Source organism: Streptomyces sp. NPDC088116, from assembly GCF_044741745.1.
Lineage (GTDB): Bacteria > Actinomycetota > Actinomycetes > Streptomycetales > Streptomycetaceae > Streptomyces.
In genome coordinates this window covers 406,991-426,077 of record NZ_JBIUTF010000008.1, presented here as the reverse complement: position 1 = coordinate 426,077, position 19,087 = coordinate 406,991, and the positions used below count along the sequence as shown (strand labels likewise).

Here is a 19,087-nt window from a genome sequence, read left to right as displayed (position 1 = left end):
CGGGAATCGGATACGGGAAGGGGCTCGGACCACGGCGTGCACCACCGTCGTCCGAGCCCCGATCACCGTGTGCCCGATCACCGTGTGACCGTCACAAGCCGCCAAGCCGCCAAGCCGCCAAGCCGCCAAGCCGCCAAGCCGTACGGAGCCGTCAGCCGCCGTACGCCCCCGAAGCCGTCAGCCGCAGCGCCGTGTCGATCAGCGGCACATGGCTGAACGCCTGCGGGAAGTTGCCGACCTGCCGCTGCAGGCGCGAATCCCACTCCTCCGCCAGCAGTCCCAGGTCGTTCCTCAGCGCCAGCAGCTTCTCGAACAGCTTCCGCGCCTCGTCGACCCGTCCGATCATCGCCAGATCGTCGGCGAGCCAGAACGAGCACGCCAGGAACGCGCCTTCCTCGCCGGCCAGGCCGTCGACATTCGCGTCGTCCTCGCTCGAGGTCGGGTAGCGCAGTACGAACCCGTCCTCCGTGGACAGCTCCCGCTGGATCGCCTCGATGGTGCCGATGACCCGCTTGTCGTCCGGCGGCAGGAAGCCCATCTGCGGGATGAGCAGCAGCGACGCGTCCAGCTCCTTGGAGCCGTACGACTGCGTGAAGGTGTTCCGCTCCTTGTCGTACCCCTTCTCGCAGACATCGTGGTGGATGTCGTCGCGCATCTCGCGCCAGCGCTCCAGCGGCCCGTCGACGTCCCCGGACTCGATCAGCTTGATCGTCCGGTCGACCGCGACCCAGGCCATCACCTTGGAGTGCACGAAGTGCCGACGCGGTCCGCGCACCTCCCAGATGCCCTCGTCCGGCTGGTCCCAGTGCTTCTCCAGGTAGCGGATCAGCTTGAGCTGGAGCACCGACGCGTAGTCGTTGCGGGCCAGGCCCGTCATGTGCGCCAGGTGCAGCGCCTCGGTGACCTCGCCGTACACATCCAGCTGGAGCTGGTGCGCGGCGCCGTTGCCGACGCGGACCGGGCCGGAGCTTTCATAACCGGGCAGCCAGTCCAGCTCGGCCTCGCCCAGCTCACGCTCACCGGCGATGCCGTACATGATCTGGAGGTTCTCCGGGTCACCGGCGACGGCGCGCAGCAGCCACTCGCGCCAGGCGCGGGCCTCCTCGCGGTAGCCGGTGCGCAGGAGCGACGAGAGCGTGATCGCGGCGTCGCGCAGCCAGGTGTAGCGGTAGTCCCAGTTCCGTACGCCGCCGATCTCCTCCGGCAGCGAGGTCGTGGGCGCCGCGACGATCCCGCCCGTCGGGGCGTACGTCAGGGCCTTGAGCGTGATCAGCGAACGGATCACGGCCTCGCGGTACGGGCCGTGGTACGTGCAGTGCTCGACCCACTCGCGCCAGAAGTCGGAGGTCGCCTCCAGCGAGCCCTCGGGGTCGGGCAGCGCGGGCGGCTGCCGGTGCGAGGGCTGCCAGCTGATGGTGAAGGCGATCCGGTCGCCGGGAGCCACCGTGAAGTCGGAGTAGGTGGTGAGGTCCTCGCCGTACGTGTCCGCTTCGGTGTCCAGCCAGACCGAGTCCGGTCCGGCCACGGCGACCGTGCGGTTGTCCACCTTGTGGACCCACGGCACGACCCGCCCGTAGCTGAAGCGCATCCGCAGCGCGGAACGCATCGGAACCCGGCCGCTGATGCCTTCCACGATCCGGATCAGTTGGGGGGCCCCGTCACGCGGCGGCATGAAATCGGTCACTCTGACCGTGCCGCGCGGTGTGTCCCACTCGGATTCCAGAATCAGCGAATCTCCGCGATACCGGCGACGGGTGGCCTGTGCCGGCTCGGCGCCCGCGGCGTGCGCGGGCCCAAGCCTCCAGAAGCCATGTTCGTCGGTACCCAGCAGAGCCGCGAACACGGCATGCGAGTCGAAGCGGGGCAGGCACAGCCAGTCGACTGTGCCGTCCCGGCAGACCAGGGCGGCGGTCTGCATATCTCCGATAAGTGCGTAATCCTCGATGCGCCCGGCCACGTGCATCTCCAGTCGAACGGCCATGTTCGCCCCGTGGGGCGCTTACTGCGGTCAAGGGTCGTTGACGAGCTCATTTTCCGGGAAATCGGGCGGTGATGGTGCCGTTTGCCGGCCGGACTCGGCAGCGAATGTCCGAGCAGGATACGACGCACGTAGGAGTTCCGCGCCACGGTCCGGGGAACGCCGGTGTGCCGAACGGGTGGGGCAAGGGTGACTCCGGCGGAAAAAGCGTGACTCGTGTGAAAGTGGTGATGACGCCTGAGCTGATACCCGTTCGCCGTCCGGTAATGCCACCCCCTGCTCGTCCCGTATTCGCTGCTGCGTCCGTCTCATCGCTGATTCCCGGCCTACGGGGCGATATTCGGCCAATTCCCGGCCGGTGCCGGGAGATGCTCTGCCCGACGCCCCTCCGACGCTGCCCCGATGCCCGGAAGACGCCCGTCCGACACCTGCTGGACGCCTGAGCGGAGCCCGTCCGGAGCCCGTCCTGGGCCCGAGCCGGTGTCCTGGCCGGAAGAACCCTCTCCGTGGCGCTGATACCCTGGTAGCCCGTGGACCGGTGGACTCCTTGCAAGACAACGGGGCCCCGAAGCCGCAGCGACGGCAGTCCCTTCGCCTCCAGGCAGGGACACCGGTACGCACCTCGAACCGCGACCACGGGAGCCCCCTCTTGGCCATGCCGATCCGATCCTCGACATCCTCCTCGACGACCAAGCACCTTTTCGTCACCGGGGGTGTCGCATCCTCCCTCGGCAAGGGCCTGACCGCCTCCAGCCTCGGTGCGCTGCTCAAGGCGCGTGGGCTGCGGGTCACCATGCAGAAGCTCGACCCGTATCTGAACGTCGACCCCGGCACGATGAACCCGTTCCAGCACGGTGAGGTGTTCGTCACCAACGACGGCGCCGAGACCGACCTGGACATCGGCCACTACGAGCGCTTCCTCGACGTGGACCTCGACGGTTCCGCCAACGTCACCACCGGACAGGTGTACTCGCAGGTCATCGCCAAGGAACGGCGGGGTGAGTACCTGGGCGACACGGTCCAGGTCATTCCGCACATCACCAACGAGATCAAGCACCGCATCCGGCGGATGGCGACCGACGACGTCGATGTCGTCATCACCGAGGTCGGCGGCACGGTCGGCGACATCGAGTCGCTGCCGTTCCTGGAGACCGTCCGCCAGGTGCGCCACGAGGTCGGCCGCGACAACGTCTTCGTCGTGCACATCTCCCTGCTGCCGTACATCGGTCCGTCCGGCGAGCTGAAGACCAAGCCGACCCAGCACTCGGTCGCGGCCCTGCGGAACATCGGTATCCAGCCGGACGCCATCGTGCTGCGCGCCGACCGCGAGGTGCCGCTCTCCATCAAGCGCAAGATCTCGCTGATGTGCGACGTCGACGAGGCCGCCGTGGTGGCCTGTGTGGACGCCAAGTCGATCTACGACATCCCGAAGGTGCTGCACACCGAGGGCCTGGACGCCTACGTCGTACGCAAGCTGGACCTGCCGTTCCGCGATGTCGACTGGACGATCTGGGACGACCTGCTGGACCGCGTGCACAACCCCGACCACGAGGTCACCATCGCGCTGGTCGGCAAGTACATCGACCTGCCGGACGCCTATCTGTCCGTGACCGAGGCGATCCGCGCGGGTGGCTTCGCCAACCGGGCGCGCGTCAAGGTCAAGTGGGTCACCTCGGACGACTGCAAGACGCAGGCCGACGCGGCGAAGCAGCTGGCCGACGTCGACGGGATCCTGATCCCCGGTGGCTTCGGCGAGCGCGGCGTGACCGGCAAGGTCGGCGCGATCCAGTACGCCCGCGAGAACAAGGTGCCGCTTCTCGGTATCTGCCTGGGCCTCCAGTGCATCGTCATCGAGGCCGCGCGCAATGTCGTCGGGATCCCCGAGGCCAACTCCACCGAGTTCGACTCCGGGACCTCCCACCCGGTGATCTCCACGATGGAGGAGCAGCTCGCCTACGTCGAGGGCGCCGGTGATCTCGGCGGCACGATGCGGCTCGGCCTCTGCCCGGCGAAGCTCGCCGAGGGGTCGATCGTGCGCGAGGTCTACGACGACCAGCCGTACGTCGAGGAGCGCCACCGCCACCGCTACGAGGTCAACAACTCCTACCGCGCGGAGCTGGAGAAGAAGGCCGGTCTGGTCTTCTCGGGCACGTCGCCCGACAACAAGCTCGTCGAGTACGTCGAGTACTCGCGCTCCACGCACCCGTACCTGGTCGCCACCCAGGCGCACCCGGAACTGCGCTCCCGGCCGACCCGCCCGCACCCGCTGTTCGCGGGGCTGGTGAAGGCCGCGGTGGAACGGCAGCAGGCCGAGCGGCGGAGCGAGCCGTCGGCGCCGTCGGAGCCGGTGACTGCGAAGTCCTGACCATCGCCTCAAGCGATACGGTGGAGCCGGGGTGCGGGTCTTTGAGGACCGGTACCCCGGTTTCCGCTTGTGTGCCGCTGTGTGGGAGGACGCTTTCATGGTCATCAAGGACGCCCCCGAGGAGTGGCGGGTCACCGCGACCACGACGCCCTTCCGCGGAAACAAGACGAGTGTCCGTACGGACCAAGTGGTCATGCCCGACGGCTCGGTGGTGGCGCGCGACTATCAGGTCCACCCCGGATCCGTGGCGATCCTCGCGCTGGACGACGCGGGCAAGGTTCTCGTACTGCGCCAGTACCGGCACCCCGTACGGCAGAAGCTCTGGGAGATCCCGGCCGGTCTGCTCGACGTGCCGGGCGAGAACCCGCTGCACGCCGCGCAGCGCGAGCTGTACGAGGAGGCGCACGTCAAGGCCGAGGACTGGCGGGTGCTGACGGACGTCTACACGACGCCGGGCGGCTGCGACGAGGCGGTACGGGTCTTCCTCGCCCGCGATCTGTCGTCGGCGGAGGGCGAGCGCTTCGAGGTCTCCGAGGAGGAGGCCGACATGGAGCTGGCCCGCGTCGAGCCGGCGGAACTGGTACGGGGCGTGCTCGCCGGCGAGCTGCACAACAACTGCCTGGCCGTGGGCGTGCTCGCACTCACCGCGGCGCTGGCGGGTGACGGCGTCGACGCGCTCCGCTCGGCGGAGGCACCCTGGCCCGCACGTCCATTCGAGTCCTGAGTCGTCGACCGTCTTGATCACCTGATCACCTTGATCACCTGATCTCCTTGATCGCTTGGTGCTCGCCGATCATGGTCCGATCTGACGATATGGCTGATCCGGTTGAGGGATTTACCGGCCGCGCTTCCCCCGTTTCGCAGGAGAGGCCGAACTACGCTCGAACCGCCCGCGCGGAGACCCGCCGGGCTCGGCTCGTGCGCAGGCGGACGGAGCGTGGCCCGTGACGGATCAGGCGACGGATCAGACGGTGGATGTGAGCGGTTCCGACCGTGCGCGCGCGACGGGGAAGAGCGTTGGTCCCACCGGCGGTGCGGAGCCAACCGCCGCAGGGGTGACAGGATGTGACGGTCCGTCGGACGAAGGGTGCGACCGGTCCGGCGCAGCCGAACCGCAGTCGCCGACGCTGAGCACGAAGGCGTCCGAGACGGCGGATTCCGCCAGGACTTCCGAGTCTTCCGAAACGAAAGGTACGACCCGGGTGAACGCCCCGGAGGGGCCCGAGGACGCGACCGGCCCGGCGCCGGACCGCGTGACGGCGAGCGGCGACGCGGGCCCGCCGGCGCGGCACACGGCGCAGGGCGCAATGGGTTCCGGGGGCGTCAGGAGCGGTACGGAGTCCGATGCGGGCGCCGGTCAGGCCGGTCCCGTCGTGGCAGAGCCCGACGCGGAGCCCGAGTCCGGGGCCGATTCCGGGCCCGGCGACGGTGCGGCCGATCCCGTCGGCGGCGAGGCGGACCTGGGCAGTGCCGAGGTCCGCCTCGGTTTTGCCGAGGCTCCTCCGGCCGACGGCCCGGCGGATCCGGGCGGCAGCGGGGCCGGTACAGGAATGGGTGCGGCCGGTACGGGCATCGGCGAGCTGGCCGGTAACGGTGCCGGCCAGGCCCGTACGGCTGCCGGCGACCTCGGTCCCGGCGGTGGAGAGACCCACGGACCGGCCGGCCTGGGCGCGGCGAGTGCTCCGGCCTCCTCGCTCCGTCCTGCCGGGCCGACGCTCGCGCGGCCCTCGGGGCCGCCCCGTACACAGCCCGCCGGACCGGCACGTACACAGCTCGGCGCACCGGTCGGCCGGTCGGCGCACCGGCGGACGCGGGCCGCCCACGACGGGTGGTTCTTCGGGCGGCAGCGGGAACTGAAGGCGCTGCACGGGGACATCGAGCGCGCCGGGCTCAATACGATCTCCGGGCGCAAGGAGCCCCGCGCGCGGGTGCTGCTGGTCGCCGGGCGCCCCGGGTCCGGGCGTACCGCGCTCGCCGAGGAACTGGTGGGGCGGCTGCGCGGCGGCTATCCGGACGGCGTCGTACGGATCGGGCTGACCGAGGCCGGGGGAGAGCCCGTGCCCACCGAGCGGACCACCCGCGAGATCCTCGACGCGTTCGAGGTGGCCACGCCGCCCGGCGCGGACGAGGACGAGCTGTGCGAGATGGTGCGCGAGACGCTGGCCGTACGGCGGGTGCTGCTGCTCCTCGATGACGCCGGCGACGCCGAGCAGGTCGATCCGCTGGTGCCCGACAACCCCGAGTGCCTGGTGGTCGCGGTCGCGCAGGGCCCTCTCACCGGGATCCCCGACGTCCGCCCGTGCACGCTCGGCGGGATGGACACGAAGGCCGCCATCGAGCTGCTCGGGCGCTTCACCGGCGAGGTCAGGATCACCGTCGACCCGCAGGCGGCCGAGTCCCTCGTCGAGGAGTGCGGCGGCCAGCCCGCCGCGATCGTGCTGGCCGGCGGCTGGCTCGCGGCGCGTCCGATGGCCTCGGTGGCCGACCTGACCAAGCAGTTGCGCGCCCAGCCGCACGATCCCGAGCGGCCCGTGGGGGACCGGGCGCTCGCCCGTGCCTTCCGGCTGGTGTACGAGTCGCTGCCGCAGTCGGCCGCCCGGATGCTGCGGCTGCTCGCCCTCGCGCCCGCCGGGTACGCCGACGCCCACACCGCGTCCGCGCTGGCCGGCTGCTCGGTGACGGCCGCCGCCACCATGCTGGACGACTTCACCGCCCTGGGCCTGCTCCGGGTGGCCGACGAACGGGCCGCGACGGGCGACGCCCCGGATCAGCGGACCCCGGACGGCAGGACCCCGGACGGCAGGACCTCGGACGGCAGGACCCCGGACGGCAGGACCTCGGACGGCAGGACCCCGGACGGCAGGACCCCGGACGGCCGGGGAACGGAACACCGGACCCCGGACACCCCGGGCACGGATCAGAGGCCCTCGGATCAGTGGACCCCGGATCAGCGGGTCTCGGACCACCTCGTCCCGGATCACTGGGTTCCGGACGACGGGGTCGCGGTGGATCCGGCCGCGGATGATCAGTACGCGCTGCCCGGCTGTCTGGTCCCGCTGCTGCACGCCCTCCTGAGGGAGAAGGACCGGCCGGCCGAAGTACAGCTGGCCCGCGCCCGGATGCTGGAGCGGACCGTACGGCTGCTCCAGTCCTGCCGGGCCATCACCGAACCCGAGGGTTCCCAGGCCCGTACGAGGCTGGCCGGGCTGCCCAGCGCGCTGCGCTTCCCGGACACCGGCTCCGCGGCCGAGTGGCTGCGGTCGCGGCAGCCCGCCCTGCTGGCGTCCGCGCGGCTCGCGGTCGCCGACGGCGAGCTGGACACCCTGGCCCGCCGACTGGTGGCCGCGCTGGTCCGGGCGCTGGCCGCGCACCGGGGAGCCGAGGCCGCGGCGCCCGAGCTGTACGGGCTCCACCAGCTGGTCCTCGACATCGCCGAGCGGCGGGAACTGTTCCGCGAGCAGGCCGCGGCGCTGTTGAACATCGGCGATCTGGACGCCCGGAACGGCCGTACCCGCGCCGCGCTCACCCGCTACCGCGCCGCGCTCGACGCCGGACGGGCCGCGAACGACCTCTACGCCACCGGCCGGGCGATGGAATCCGTGGGCGGTGCCTATCAGGACCTCCAGGACTGGACGCGGGCCGCCGACTGGTACGGAAGGGCGCTCTCCCAGCGGCTCAGCCGGGGCGAGAAGGCCGACGAGGCGAGGCTCTACGGCCGCCTCGGCACCGTCCACACGTACGCGGGCCGCTACGGCGAGGCGCTGCGCAACTGGCGGGCCGCCACCGCGGTCCACCGGCGGTTGCGCGATCTTCCGGGACAGGCGCGGGCCCTGAGCGAGGCGGCCCGGGTCCAGGAGTACGCGGGCCGGCCGCAGGAGTCGCTGCGTACCTGCCGGGAGGCGATCGAGTGGGCACGGCTCGCCGGTGACGAACGTCTCCAGGCCGCCCTCGAACTCCGGGCCGCGGACACGCTGGACCGGCTCGGCGACCCCACGGCGGCCAGGCTGCACCGTGCCGCGGCCGACCGGCTCCTCGGGACGGAGGGAGGAGAGGGGCCCCAGGGTACGGAGGGAACAGAGGGAACAGAGGGTTCTGCCTGTGAAATCCGTAGCGCTTCGACTCGGGATTGAAACTTTGCAAGGCTAGACAGCGGGAAATCCTTCATTAGACTGGCTCCGCCGCATCTTGGTGCGGTGTCGACCCGTGCGTCCGTCACGTTCGGGTTCGTGTGGACGTGCCCGAGAAAATCCCTGAGCCGAGGACCGTGATCTGCCGTGCTGGTCGGAATCCCCCGTGAGGTCAAGAACAACGAGTTCCGGGTGGCCATCACCCCCGCCGGTGTGCATGAACTGGTGGGCCATGGCCACGAGGTCGTCATCGAGCGGGACGCCGGAGTCGGCTCCTCGATCACGGACGCCGAGTACGTCGCCGCCGGTGCGCGCATCCTGCCCACCGCCGACGAGGTCTGGGCCGTCGCCGACCTGCTGCTGAAGGTCAAGGAGCCGGTCGCCGAGGAGTACCACCGGCTGCGCAAGGACCAGACGCTCTTCACCTACCTCCACCTCGCCGCGTCCCGTGCCTGCACCGACGCCCTGCTGGAGTCGGGCACCACCGCCATCGCGTACGAGACGGTCGAGACCGTGAACCGCGCGCTGCCGTTGCTCGCCCCGATGTCCGAGGTCGCGGGCCGGCTGGCGCCGCAGGTCGGCGCGTACCACCTGATGCGTTCGGCCGGTGGCCGCGGCGTGCTGCCGGGCGGCGTTCCGGGCACGGCGGCCGGCCGGGCCGTTGTCATCGGTGGCGGGGTCTCGGGCTGGAACGCCACGCAGATCGCCGTCGGCATGGGCTTCCATGTGACGCTGCTCGACCGCGACAACGGCAAGCTGCGCGAGGCCGACAGGATCTTCGGCACGAAGGTGCAGACCATCGCCTCCAACGCCTTCGAACTGGAGAAGGCGCTCGTCGAGGCGGACCTCGTCATCGGGGCAGTCCTCATCCCCGGAGCGAAGGCGCCGAAGCTCGTCACCAACGAGCTTGTCGCCAAGATGAAGCCCGGAAGTGTACTTGTCGACATTGCGATTGATCAGGGTGGTTGCTTCGAGGATTCGCACCCGACGACGCACGCCGAGCCGACCTTCCGGGTGCACGACTCGGTCTTCTACTGCGTCGCCAACATGCCGGGCGCTGTGCCGAACACGTCGACGTACGCGCTGACCAACGCCACGCTGCCGTACATCGTGGAGCTCGCGAACCGTGGTTGGGTCGAGGCGCTGCGCCGGGACCCCGCGCTCGCCAAGGGGCTCAACACCCATGACGGCCAGGTGATTTACCGCGAGGTCGCCGAGGCGCACGGTCTGGATCACGCCGAACTGAGCACGCTTCTGGGCTGATGCGTCAAAGGGCATCGTCAACATCGCGCCGACGGCCGGATCTTGCTCAGCGAGGTTCGGCCGTCGGTGTGTGAGGCCGCCTCGGGAGCGCCGTTCAACACGCCTTGAACGTAACGCTTTCAACCGTTTCGCGCGCCTGCGAAACATGCGTGCCACGCCTTGGTGAGAGGCTTGTGCGCCCTTGACAGAGAGGTGTTCGGTTGCCGACACATCGGACCGGGTCCGGCGGATTGTGTTGCTGCGAAGTGGTGACACGCCATAGAGTCGCCAATCGTCGGCATGGTGCCACGCTGACCTATCGATAAGTTTCCTGGTCCCGTCCAAGGAGGTAAGACGACTTGTGAATGAGTCGACATTTACTCCCGGGGGTGGTCAACCAGGAATGCCTGCGAGGGGCCAGAGCCCGTCGTCCGGGTTCGAGGCTGTCGGCTCCGTAGCTGTCCGCACCTTCGCCACGCACCAGCACATGACGACAGCCCCGCACATGACGACAGCCCACCAGATGATGGACGGCCAACACGTGAACGCCATGGCCGGCAGCGAGGGTGGCCGAGAGTCCACTCCATTCGCCGACTACGACGAAGTGCCCGAGGGGCACTTCTACGACCCCGACGCCGAGTACGAGCCCGACCCCGAGTACGCGGCCACCCTCGCCCCCGACGCCGCTCGTCAGCGTCGCGAGCGGATCGGCCCCACCGGGCGTCCCCTGCCGTACTTCCCTATCCCGGGCCCGCTCACCGACCACGGCCCCGCGAAGATCATCGCGATGTGCAACCAGAAGGGCGGCGTTGGCAAGACCACGTCGACCATCAACCTGGGTGCCGCGCTCGCGGAGTACGGCCGGCGTGTGCTGCTCGTCGACTTCGACCCGCAGGGAGCCCTGTCGGTCGGTCTCGGCGTGAATCCGATGGAACTGGACCTCACCGTCTACAACCTGCTCATGGAGCGGGGCATGGCGGCCGACGAGGTCCTCCTGAAGACGGCCGTGCCCAACATGGACCTGCTGCCGAGCAACATCGACCTCTCGGCCGCCGAAGTGCAGCTGGTGAGCGAGGTCGCGCGCGAGTCCACGCTCCAGCGCGCCCTCAAGCCGCTGCTCCAGGACTACGACTACATCGTGATCGACTGTCAGCCGTCCCTCGGTCTGCTGACCGTGAACGCGCTGACCGCCGCGCACAAGGTGATCGTCCCGCTGGAGTGCGAGTTCTTCGCGCTGCGCGGGGTGGCCCTGCTGACGGAGACCATCGAGAAGGTCCAGGAGCGGCTCAACCCGGAACTGGAGCTCGACGGCATCCTCGCCACGATGTACGACTCCCGTACGGTGCACAGCCGGGAGGTCCTCGCGCGCGTCGTGGAGGCCTTCGACGATCACGTCTACCACACGGTGATCGGCCGGACCGTGCGCTTCCCGGAGACCACGGTCGCCGGTGAGCCGATCACGACGTACGCCTCGAACTCCGTCGGCGCCGCCGCGTATCGCCAGCTCGCCAGGGAGGTGCTCGCCCGGTGTCACGCCGAGTGAGTCTGCCCGGGGCCGACGAGCTGTTCCGTACGACCGGGGGGATGGGGCTCCAGTCCTCGGCGCCCGCGGACCGGCGCCGGAACGCCAACGGCGAGTCCCGGGTGCCGGCGCCGGCCGGGGAGAGCGATCCGGCGGGCGAGGGCGCGGCGGGTCCGGCCGGCTCCGGGACCGCCTCGGCTCCCGCGGAGGAACACACCTCCGCGGGGCAGGACACGGCCCCCTCGCCCCGGAGCCGTACCGCGGGCGCCGAGCAGGCGGCCGCCTCGGTGAAGGGCCGCAGGCCGCCGGAAGCGGGCTCCCAGGGGTCCTCGGGGCCTTCGGGCCAGGCGGGCCAGACATCCGCCGGCGCGGGGCCGCAGGGCGGGCAACAGGGCGGCCAGCAGCGCCGTCGGGGGCGCGGTGCCAACCGCCGCCCCAGCGGGCGCGAACGGCACGACGAGAAGATCACGGTCTATGTCTCGGCCGAGGAACTGATGGACCTGGAACACGCACGGCTGGTACTGCGCGGTGAGCACGGTCTCGCCGTGGACCGCGGGCGGATCGTCCGCGAGGCGGTCGCGGTCGTCCTGGCGGACCTCGAATCACGCGGCGACGCGAGCATCCTCGTACGGCGCCTGCGCGGGCGCTGAGGGTAGCCTGCGCGGGCCGCCCCTCCGCTTCCCGGCCCCAGGAACCCGATGCCCCCGCCCCCGGACCCCACTCGCCCCCCGCGCCGCGCCTTGGGCGGCGGCCCGGGGGTACCGAAGCCCGCTCCGACCGGGCCGGACGGGGCCGCGCAGGCCCCGCCTCAGCCAGGCGGGGCGGCCGCGCCGCCCCCGGACGGTTCCGGTACCGGCCCAGGCGAGGCGTGCGAGCCGGACACCGGAGGGCCGGAGACCGGGGCGCGGACCGCCGGGACACCGGAGACCGGGACACCGGAGACCGGGACACCGGACACCGGGGCGCCCGACGCGCGGCCCGCAGCGGAGAGGCCCGCCGCCGACGACTCCGTCGCTGAGGTGCTCGCCGACGTACCAGTTGCCGACGTGCCGGCTTCCGACGTACTGGCTTCCGACGTGCCGGCTTCCGACGAGGCGACCCCGGATGAGGCAGCCGTCGACGAACGGCGGTTCACCGTACGGCTCGTGAACTTCGAAGGGCCCTTCGACCTGCTGTTGCAGCTCATCTCGAAACACAAGATGGATGTCACCGAGGTCGCGCTGTCCAAGGTCACCGACGAGTTCATGGCGCACATCCGCGCCATGGGACCGGAGTGGGACCTCGACCAGACCACCGAGTTCCTGGTCGTCGCGGCCACCCTGCTCGATCTGAAGGCCGCCCGGCTGCTGCCCGCCGCCGAGGTGGAGGACGAAGGCGACCTCGCGCTGCTCGAAGCACGGGATCTGCTCTTCGCCCGGCTCCTCCAGTACCGCGCGTACAAGCGGATCGCGGAGATCTTCAGCACGCGTCTGGACGCCGAGGCCCGGCGCTACCCCCGTACGGTCGGGCTCGAACCCCACCATGCCGAGCTGCTCCCCGAGGTCGTGATCAGCATCGGGCCGGAGGGCTTCGCCGGGCTCGCGGTGAAGGCGATGCAGCCGAAACCCAGGCCGCAGGTGTACGTCGACCACATCCACGCGCCGCTCGTGTCCGTACAGGAGCAGGCCGCGATCGTCGTCGCGTGGCTGAGGGAGCGCGGAGAGGCCAGTTTCCAGGCGCTCACCGAGGACGCCCCCGACACCCTCACCGTCGTGGCGCGCTTCCTGGCCCTGCTGGAGCTCTACCGGGAGCGGGCCGTCACCCTCGACCAGGAAGAGGCTCTGGGGTCGCTCATGGTCCGCTGGACGGGCGGGGACGGCGACGCCGAGCCGGCCGTGACGGACGAGTTCGACCGTGAGCCCGGCCACACCGACGAGACCAGTGAGGAGAAGGCGTGAGGGAGCAGGAGCGGGAGCGGGAGTACGAGCGGAGTACGGGTGCGGTCGCGGAGCTGGAGCTCAAACCCGCCCTGGAAGCGGTCCTCATGGTCGTCGACGAGCCCGCGACCGAGCAGCATCTGGCCAAGGTCCTCGACCGCCCCGTCCGGGCCGTCGCCGATGCGCTGCGGGAGCTGGCCGACGAGTACACCGTCCAGCGCCGGGGCTTCGAGCTGCGGCTGGTCGCGGGCGGCTGGCGGTTCTACTCCCGGCCCGCGTACGCCGAGGCGGTCGAGGGCTTCGTGCTGGACGGCCAGCACGCCCGGCTCACCCAGGCCGCGCTGGAGACCCTCGCGGTCGTCGCGTACCGCCAGCCCGTGAGCCGTTCGCGGGTCTCCGCCGTGCGCGGAGTGAACTGTGACGGCGTCATGCGCACCCTCCTCCAGCGGGGGCTGGTGGAGGAGGCGGGCGCGGAACCCGAAACAGGTGCGATCCTGTACAGGACGACGAACTACTTTCTGGAGCGGATGGGCCTGCGTGGCCTGGACGAGCTCCCGGAGCTCGCGCCCTTCCTCCCCGAGGCGGACGCCATCGAGTCCGAGACGCTGGAAGGTGTGCCGTCGTTCGATGTGGACGCACCGTACGCCCCAGAAACTCACGCAGACGACAAGACGGATCTTTAATGCGAAGCAACGGCAGGAACAGCGGAAGCGGCAACCGGAACAGCGGAGGCGGGAGCGGCGGCAACCGGGACAACCGGGGTGCCGGCGGCGGGCGGGACGACCAGCCGAAGCGTCCGTCCCGCCCCCGTCCCGAGGAGCGCCGTTACGATGTCGGCCGCTCGGGTGCCACCGGTGGTTCCGGGGCGCCCGGTGCGCCCGGCGGTTCGCGCCGTTCCGGGGGTTCGGCCGGTTCGGGCTCGGGCGGTTCCGGTGGTTCCTCCGGCGGCGGCGCCCGTGGCGCGGCGGCCCGCGGTGGCGCCAAGGGCGGCCCCAAGCCCTCGCAGAGCGGCGGCGGCCGTGGCCCGCGCCGTGGCGCCCCGGCCCGCCCGCGCGAGCTGGACGCCAAGATCGAGCAGCGCAACCGCGACCGGTACGCCGACAAGCCCGCGATCACGACCCCCCGCACCAACCCCGGCGCGGAGCAGGAGGGCGAGCGGCTCCAGAAGGTGCTCGCCCGCGCCGGCATGGGTTCGCGCCGCGCCTGCGAGGAGCTGATCGAGCAGTCCCGCGTCGAGGTCAACGGCGAGATCGTGCTGGAGCAGGGGCTGCGCGTCGACCCGGAGCGGGACGAGATCAAGGTCGACGGGCTGACCGTCGCCACCCAGTCGTACCTCTTCTTCGCGCTGAACAAGCCGGCCGGTGTCGTCTCCACCATGGGGGACCCCGACGGCCGGCAGAACCTCGGTGACTACGTCACCAACCGTGAGACACGGCTCTTCCACGTCGGCCGGCTCGACACGGAGACCGAGGGCATCATCCTGCTCACCAACCACGGCGAGCTGGCCCACCGCCTGACCCACCCCCGGTACGGCGTCAAGAAGATCTACCTCGCCGCGATCCAGGGCCCGCTCCCGCGTGATCTCGGCAAGCGGCTCAAGGACGGCATCCAGCTGGAGGACGGCTACGCGAAGGCCGACCACTTCCGGGTCGTCGAGAACACCGGGAAGAACTACCTGGTCGAGGTCACCCTCCACGAGGGCCGCAAGCACATCGTGCGCCGCATGCTCGCCGAGGCCGGCTTCCCCGTCGAGCGGCTGGTCCGGACGTCCTTCGGGCCGATCCCGCTGGGCGACCAGAAGTCCGGCTGGCTGCGCCGCCTCACCAACACCGAGGTCGGCATGCTGATGAAGGAAGTGGGGCTGTAAACCGCCCCGGAGGACGGTCCTTGACGACCGTGTCCGACAACCGTGCCTGACAACCGTCCCTGAACGGACCGGTGTTGCCGGTGTTGCCCGTGGTGGCACCGGTGACAGCGGTACGGAAGAAAGAGCCCGTGGCCCTTGGCCGCGGGCTTTTCGTCTTGTACAGCGGGCTCGTTCAGCTTTATAGTCAGAGTGACTATTAAGGAGGCGGGCGTGAGTCTCGCGGAGTTCCTCGATCCCTTGCAGCGGCCGCTGGTGACCGTGCTGGACACCCCGGTCAGCTGGACCGAGGTCCTCGGCTTCGGCAGCGGCGCGCTCTGCGTGTGGCTCGTGGCCCGTCAGCACCTCGCCAACTGGCCGATCGGCATCGCCAACAACCTCTTCTTCATCCTGCTGTTCACCCAGGCCGGCCTGTACGCCGACGCGGGACTTCAGGTGGTCTTCATCGCCCTCGCCGCGTACGGCTGGTGGACCTGGACCCACGGGGGTGGACCAGGCCTCGCGCTGCCGGTGCGGCGCACGACCCGTACCGAATGGGGCCGGCTGTTCGCCGCGGGGGCGGTGGGGACACTCGGTCTCACGCTCCTCCTCAGCCGCGCCACCGACTCGACCGTGCCCTTCTGGGACGCGCTGACCACCGGCCTGTCCCTGATGGCGACCTACGGCCAGTGCCGCAAGCGGCTGGAGTCGTGGTGGCTGTGGATCGCGGCGGATGTCGTGTACATCCCGCTCTACGCGCACAAGGGCCTCTACCTGACCTCGCTGCTCTACGCCGGTTTCCTGGCCCTCTGCCTGGTCGGGCTGCGCGAATGGTCCCGTGATCGGGCGGGTGTGCGGCGGCAGCCGCGGGAGGTGAACGTCGTATGACGACGAGGACGTACCGGAGAGTGAGCACCTTCGAACACGGCCTGGTGCTCGGCAAGTTCTATCCGCCGCACGTCGGTCACCACCATCTCGTACGGACCGCCCAGGACCGCTGCGAGCGGCTGACCGTGCTGGTCTGCGCCTCCTCCGTGGAGTCCGTACCGCTGGCCGACCGGGTCCGCTGGATGCGTGAGATCCATCCGGACGTGCGGGTCGTGGGCGCCGTCGACGACGTACCCATGGACGTACGCGACCCCGCCGTCTGGGACGCGCACATGGCCGTCTTCCGCGCCGCCGTGCCCGAGCGCGTGGACGCCGTCTTCAGCTCGGAGACGTACGGCCGTGAGCTGGGCCGGAGGTTCGGTGCCGAGTCCGAGTGCGTCGACCCGGACCGTACGGTCTTCCCGGTCTCCGGCACGGCCGTACGCAAGGATCCGGTCGGCTGCTGGGACTTCCTCGCGCCGCCCGTACGCGCGGCCCTCACCCGCCGCGTCGTGGTGCTCGGCGCGGAGTCGACCGGCACCACCACCCTGGCGCGGGCGCTCGCCGCCCATTACCGGCGGCGCGGCGGGGTATGGGCGCGGACCCAGTACGTACCGGAGTACGGGCGCGAGTTCAGCGAGGTCAAACTGGCACGCCTGCGCGCCGAGCGGCCGGGCGCGCGGTGGGCGGACGTCGCCTTCACCTCGGAGGAGTTCCCGCTGATCGCCGAACGGCAGAACCAGCTGGAGAACGCGGCGGCGCGCGCCGGTTCGCCCGTGCTGTTCTGCGACACCGACTCCTTCGCCACCACCGTCTGGCACGAGCGCTACCTGGGGGAGCGCAATCCGCGGATCGAGGAGGTCGCGGACCTGGTCCCTCATCACCTGTGGCTGCTCACCGACCACGAGGGGGTGGCCTTCGAGGACGACGGGCTGCGCGACGCCGACGCCCCGCGGTCCTGGATGACGGCGCGGTTCGGGGCGGAACTGGCCCGTACCGGCCGTCAGTTCACGCTGCTCAGCGGCCCACACGAGCAGCGGCTCGGCTCCGCGGTCGCCGCCGTGGACGGCCTGCTCGGCCGGGGCTGGGACTTCACCCCGCCCCTTCCGGAGCGACGATGAACGCCCGGGGGCCGCACGCCCGCGGCCGGCTCGCGCAAGGGCTGCGCGTCCGCGATCAGCACGCCCCGGCCCCGCGCGTCCCCGAGGGCTACGACCCCTTCGCCTTCGAGCCGTTCGCGGTCACCGTCGACCTCGCCGTCTTCACCGTCCGCGAGAACCGGCTGCACGTCCTGCTCGTCCAGCGCGGAGAGGAACCATACTTGGGCGCCTGGGCGCTGCCCGGCGGCTTCGTCCTGCCGAGGGAGTCCGCCGGGCAGGCCGCCCGCCGTGAACTCGCCGAGGAGACCGGCCTGTCGGAGGAGACCGCGGGCGCGCTCCATCTGGAACAGGTACGGACGTACAGCGACCCGGACCGCGACCCCAGGATGCGGGTCGTGTCCGTGGCGTACGCCGCGCTCGTACCGGATCTGCCCGAGCCGCGCGGCGGCGGGGACGCCGCGCACGCCCGGTGGACGGAGTTCGGCGCCCCGGGGCGGCTGGCCTTCGACCACGACCACATCCTCGCCGACGCCTACGACCGGGTCGGGTCCAAACTCGAATACACCTGTCTCGCCACGGCCTTCTGCCCGCCCGAGTTCACGCTCGGCGAGCTGCGGCAGGTGTACGAGACCGTCTGGGGCGTGGAGCTCGACCGTCCCAACTTCCGCCGCAAGGTCCTCACCACGCCCGGCTTCGTCCAGGCGCTGGAGGGGCCCCCGCGCCGGACGGGCGGCCGCGGCAAACCGGCCACGCTGTACCGCGCCGGCGCCGCCACCACGCTGCATCCACCTCTTCTGCGACCGGAAGGACGGACCGCATGATCCTCGCGAGGACCATCACCAAACAGGCAGCCACGGGCTCACTGCTCGGGCTCGCGCTCGGCGACGCCCTCGGCTTCCCGACCGAGTTCAACGATGTGCCGTCGATCCTCGCCAAGTGCGGACCCTGGCGCGAGATGCCGTTGCCGAAGCCCGCCTTCGTCACGGACGACACCCAGATGACGCTCGCGTTCGCCCGGGGCATCAGGACCGCGATGGACCGGGGCGTGCTCGGACCGGTGCGTCTGGAGGGGCCGGTGCGCGAGGAGTTCGTGCGCTGGTACCACTCGCCGGACAACAACCGCGCCCCCGGCCGTACGTGCATGACCGCCTGCATGCTCCTCGACAGCGACCGGCCCTGGCAGCGGGCCAGCCAGGTCCACTCCAAGGGCTGCGGCGCCAATATGCGGGTCGCGCCGATCGGACTCGTCCCCGGCCTGAGCGACGAACAGCGCGGGGGCGCGGCGCAGTTGCAGGCGGCTCTCACCCATGGCCACCCGACCGCGCTGGCCGCCTCCGACCTCACGGCACGCGCGGTCTATCTGCTGGCGCGGGGAGGCGAGCCGCACGGACTGGTGGGCCATCTGCGTTCGTACGCGTACGAGAACCGGGACCGCTACTACCACCGCTGGCTCGGCGACCTCTGGACGCTCTCCCACGACCCGACGCCGGAGGCCTTCATCGCCCGCGGCTGGGACGAGTGCCTGGAGGTCCTCGAACGTGTCCAGCGTGCCCTGCCCGGACAGTCGCCGGAGACCGATCCGTGCCTCGCCACGGGCGACGGCTGGATCGCGGAGGAAGCCCTGGCCACCGGCCTGCTCTGCTTCCTCCTCTTCCCCGAGGACCCGGTCACGGCCCTGCGCCGCGCCGCCTGCACCCGGGGCGACTCGGACTCCATCGCCTGCCTGGCGGGCGCGTTCGCCGGGGCGCACCTGGGCGCGGGTGCCTGGCCCAAGGAGTGGACGGAGCGGATCGAGTACCGCAGCGACCTGATGTCGCTGGGAGCGCTCTGGGACTCCTGATCCGCACGACGGGTACGGCCGGTCCGCACAACGGGTACGGCCGGTCCGCACGACGGACGGCCGGTCCGCACGACGGACGGCCGGTCCGCACGGCGGACGGCCGATGCGCACGGCGGACGGCCGATGCGCACGGCGGTACGGCCGCGAGGGCGTCCCGCGCATGTCCGGGCGGCCGTCCGCGGCCGTCCGGGGCGGGCGGGCGAGCGCGCCTGCCGGTGTTCCCGGGCGGACGGGACCTTCCACTCACTGATCTAGGCTGAACGGAGCACTCGATCATTGAGGAGAAC

The 19,087-nt window shown here is 71.0% G+C and carries 14 protein-coding genes; 13 read left to right on the top strand and 1 reads right to left on the bottom strand.

Going from position 1 to position 19,087, the window contains the following annotated elements:
* Positions 1-151 precede the first annotated feature (151 nt).
* On the bottom strand, positions 152-1,963 hold the full coding sequence (locus ACIOJD_RS30785; RefSeq protein WP_401919414.1) for a glycoside hydrolase family 15 protein: 1,812 nt from the start codon (positions 1,961-1,963) through the stop codon (positions 152-154).
* Positions 1,964-2,633: 670 nt separating this feature from the next.
* Between ACIOJD_RS30785 and ACIOJD_RS30780 the strand changes: the two genes are divergently transcribed.
* The 13 genes from ACIOJD_RS30780 (at position 2,634) to ACIOJD_RS30720 (ending at position 18,800) form a co-directional block, all read left to right on the top strand.
* Complete coding sequence (locus ACIOJD_RS30780) at positions 2,634-4,343, top strand: CTP synthase (protein WP_401919369.1); 1,710 nt, start codon at positions 2,634-2,636, stop codon at positions 4,341-4,343.
* A 97-nt stretch (positions 4,344-4,440) separates the two neighbouring features.
* Positions 4,441-5,067, top strand: coding sequence for an NUDIX domain-containing protein (locus ACIOJD_RS30775; protein WP_401919368.1), 627 nt, complete (start codon positions 4,441-4,443; stop codon positions 5,065-5,067).
* Positions 5,068-5,545: 478 nt separating this feature from the next.
* Entirely contained in the window at positions 5,546-8,473 is a 2,928-nt protein-coding gene (locus ACIOJD_RS30770; protein WP_401919367.1) for a tetratricopeptide repeat protein, read from the top strand.
* A 144-nt stretch (positions 8,474-8,617) separates the two neighbouring features.
* Positions 8,618-9,733 carry an alanine dehydrogenase gene (ald, locus tag ACIOJD_RS30765; RefSeq protein WP_401919366.1) on the top strand — a complete coding sequence of 372 codons (1,116 nt, stop codon included), beginning with the start codon at positions 8,618-8,620 and terminating at the stop codon, positions 9,731-9,733.
* A 382-nt stretch (positions 9,734-10,115) separates the two neighbouring features.
* Positions 10,116-11,255: a ParA family protein gene (locus ACIOJD_RS30760; protein WP_401883758.1), complete on the top strand. Its 1,140-nt coding sequence runs from the start codon at positions 10,116-10,118 to the stop codon at positions 11,253-11,255.
* Positions 11,252-11,884, top strand: coding sequence for a hypothetical protein (locus tag ACIOJD_RS30755; protein ID WP_401919412.1), 633 nt, complete (start codon positions 11,252-11,254; stop codon positions 11,882-11,884). Before ACIOJD_RS30760 ends, ACIOJD_RS30755 begins: the two co-directional genes overlap by 4 nt.
* Before the next feature lie 48 nt (positions 11,885-11,932).
* The gene (locus ACIOJD_RS30750; RefSeq protein WP_401919365.1) at positions 11,933-13,171 is read left to right on the top strand and encodes a segregation/condensation protein A; all 1,239 of its coding nucleotides are present in this window, start codon (positions 11,933-11,935) and stop codon (positions 13,169-13,171) included.
* Entirely contained in the window at positions 13,168-13,833 is a 666-nt protein-coding gene (gene scpB, locus ACIOJD_RS30745; protein WP_401919363.1) for an SMC-Scp complex subunit ScpB, read from the top strand. The genes ACIOJD_RS30750 and scpB overlap by 4 nt, the downstream gene beginning before the upstream one ends.
* Positions 13,833-15,017 (top strand): pseudouridine synthase, encoded by a 1,185-nt coding sequence (locus tag ACIOJD_RS30740; protein ID WP_401919362.1) that lies wholly within the window; start codon positions 13,833-13,835, stop codon positions 15,015-15,017. The genes scpB and ACIOJD_RS30740 overlap by 1 nt, the downstream gene beginning before the upstream one ends.
* A 210-nt stretch (positions 15,018-15,227) precedes the next feature.
* Complete coding sequence (pnuC, locus tag ACIOJD_RS30735; RefSeq protein ID WP_401919361.1) at positions 15,228-15,881, top strand: nicotinamide riboside transporter PnuC; 654 nt, start codon at positions 15,228-15,230, stop codon at positions 15,879-15,881.
* A 20-nt stretch (positions 15,882-15,901) separates the two neighbouring features.
* Positions 15,902-16,981 carry an AAA family ATPase gene (locus ACIOJD_RS30730; protein WP_401919360.1) on the top strand — a complete coding sequence of 360 codons (1,080 nt, stop codon included), beginning with the start codon at positions 15,902-15,904 and terminating at the stop codon, positions 16,979-16,981.
* Complete coding sequence (locus tag ACIOJD_RS30725) at positions 16,978-17,781, top strand: NUDIX hydrolase (protein ID WP_401919358.1); 804 nt, start codon at positions 16,978-16,980, stop codon at positions 17,779-17,781. Before ACIOJD_RS30730 ends, ACIOJD_RS30725 begins: the two co-directional genes overlap by 4 nt.
* Positions 17,778-18,800, top strand: coding sequence for an ADP-ribosylglycohydrolase family protein (locus tag ACIOJD_RS30720; protein WP_401919357.1), 1,023 nt, complete (start codon positions 17,778-17,780; stop codon positions 18,798-18,800). The genes ACIOJD_RS30725 and ACIOJD_RS30720 overlap by 4 nt, the downstream gene beginning before the upstream one ends.
* Positions 18,801-19,087: the final 287 nt, after the last annotated feature.

What these genes read in the sequence shown, in the direction of transcription:
- ACIOJD_RS30780 (WP_401919369.1), top strand. Translation starts at nt 2,634, where the DNA reads ATGCCGATCCGATCCTCGACATCCTCCTCGACGACCAAGCACCTTTTC.
- ACIOJD_RS30760 (WP_401883758.1), top strand. Translation starts at nt 10,116, where the DNA reads ATGCCTGCGAGGGGCCAGAGCCCGTCGTCCGGGTTCGAGGCTGTCGGC.
- ACIOJD_RS30740 (WP_401919362.1), top strand. Translation starts at nt 13,833, where the DNA reads ATGCGAAGCAACGGCAGGAACAGCGGAAGCGGCAACCGGAACAGCGGA.
- ACIOJD_RS30720 (WP_401919357.1), top strand. Translation starts at nt 17,778, where the DNA reads ATGATCCTCGCGAGGACCATCACCAAACAGGCAGCCACGGGCTCACTG.
- ACIOJD_RS30750 (WP_401919365.1), top strand. Translation starts at nt 11,933, where the DNA reads ATGCCCCCGCCCCCGGACCCCACTCGCCCCCCGCGCCGCGCCTTGGGC.
- ACIOJD_RS30775 (WP_401919368.1), top strand. Translation starts at nt 4,441, where the DNA reads ATGGTCATCAAGGACGCCCCCGAGGAGTGGCGGGTCACCGCGACCACG.
- ACIOJD_RS30785 (WP_401919414.1), bottom strand. Translation starts at nt 1,963, where the DNA reads ATGCACGTGGCCGGGCGCATCGAGGATTACGCACTTATCGGAGATATG.
- ACIOJD_RS30725 (WP_401919358.1), top strand. Translation starts at nt 16,978, where the DNA reads ATGAACGCCCGGGGGCCGCACGCCCGCGGCCGGCTCGCGCAAGGGCTG.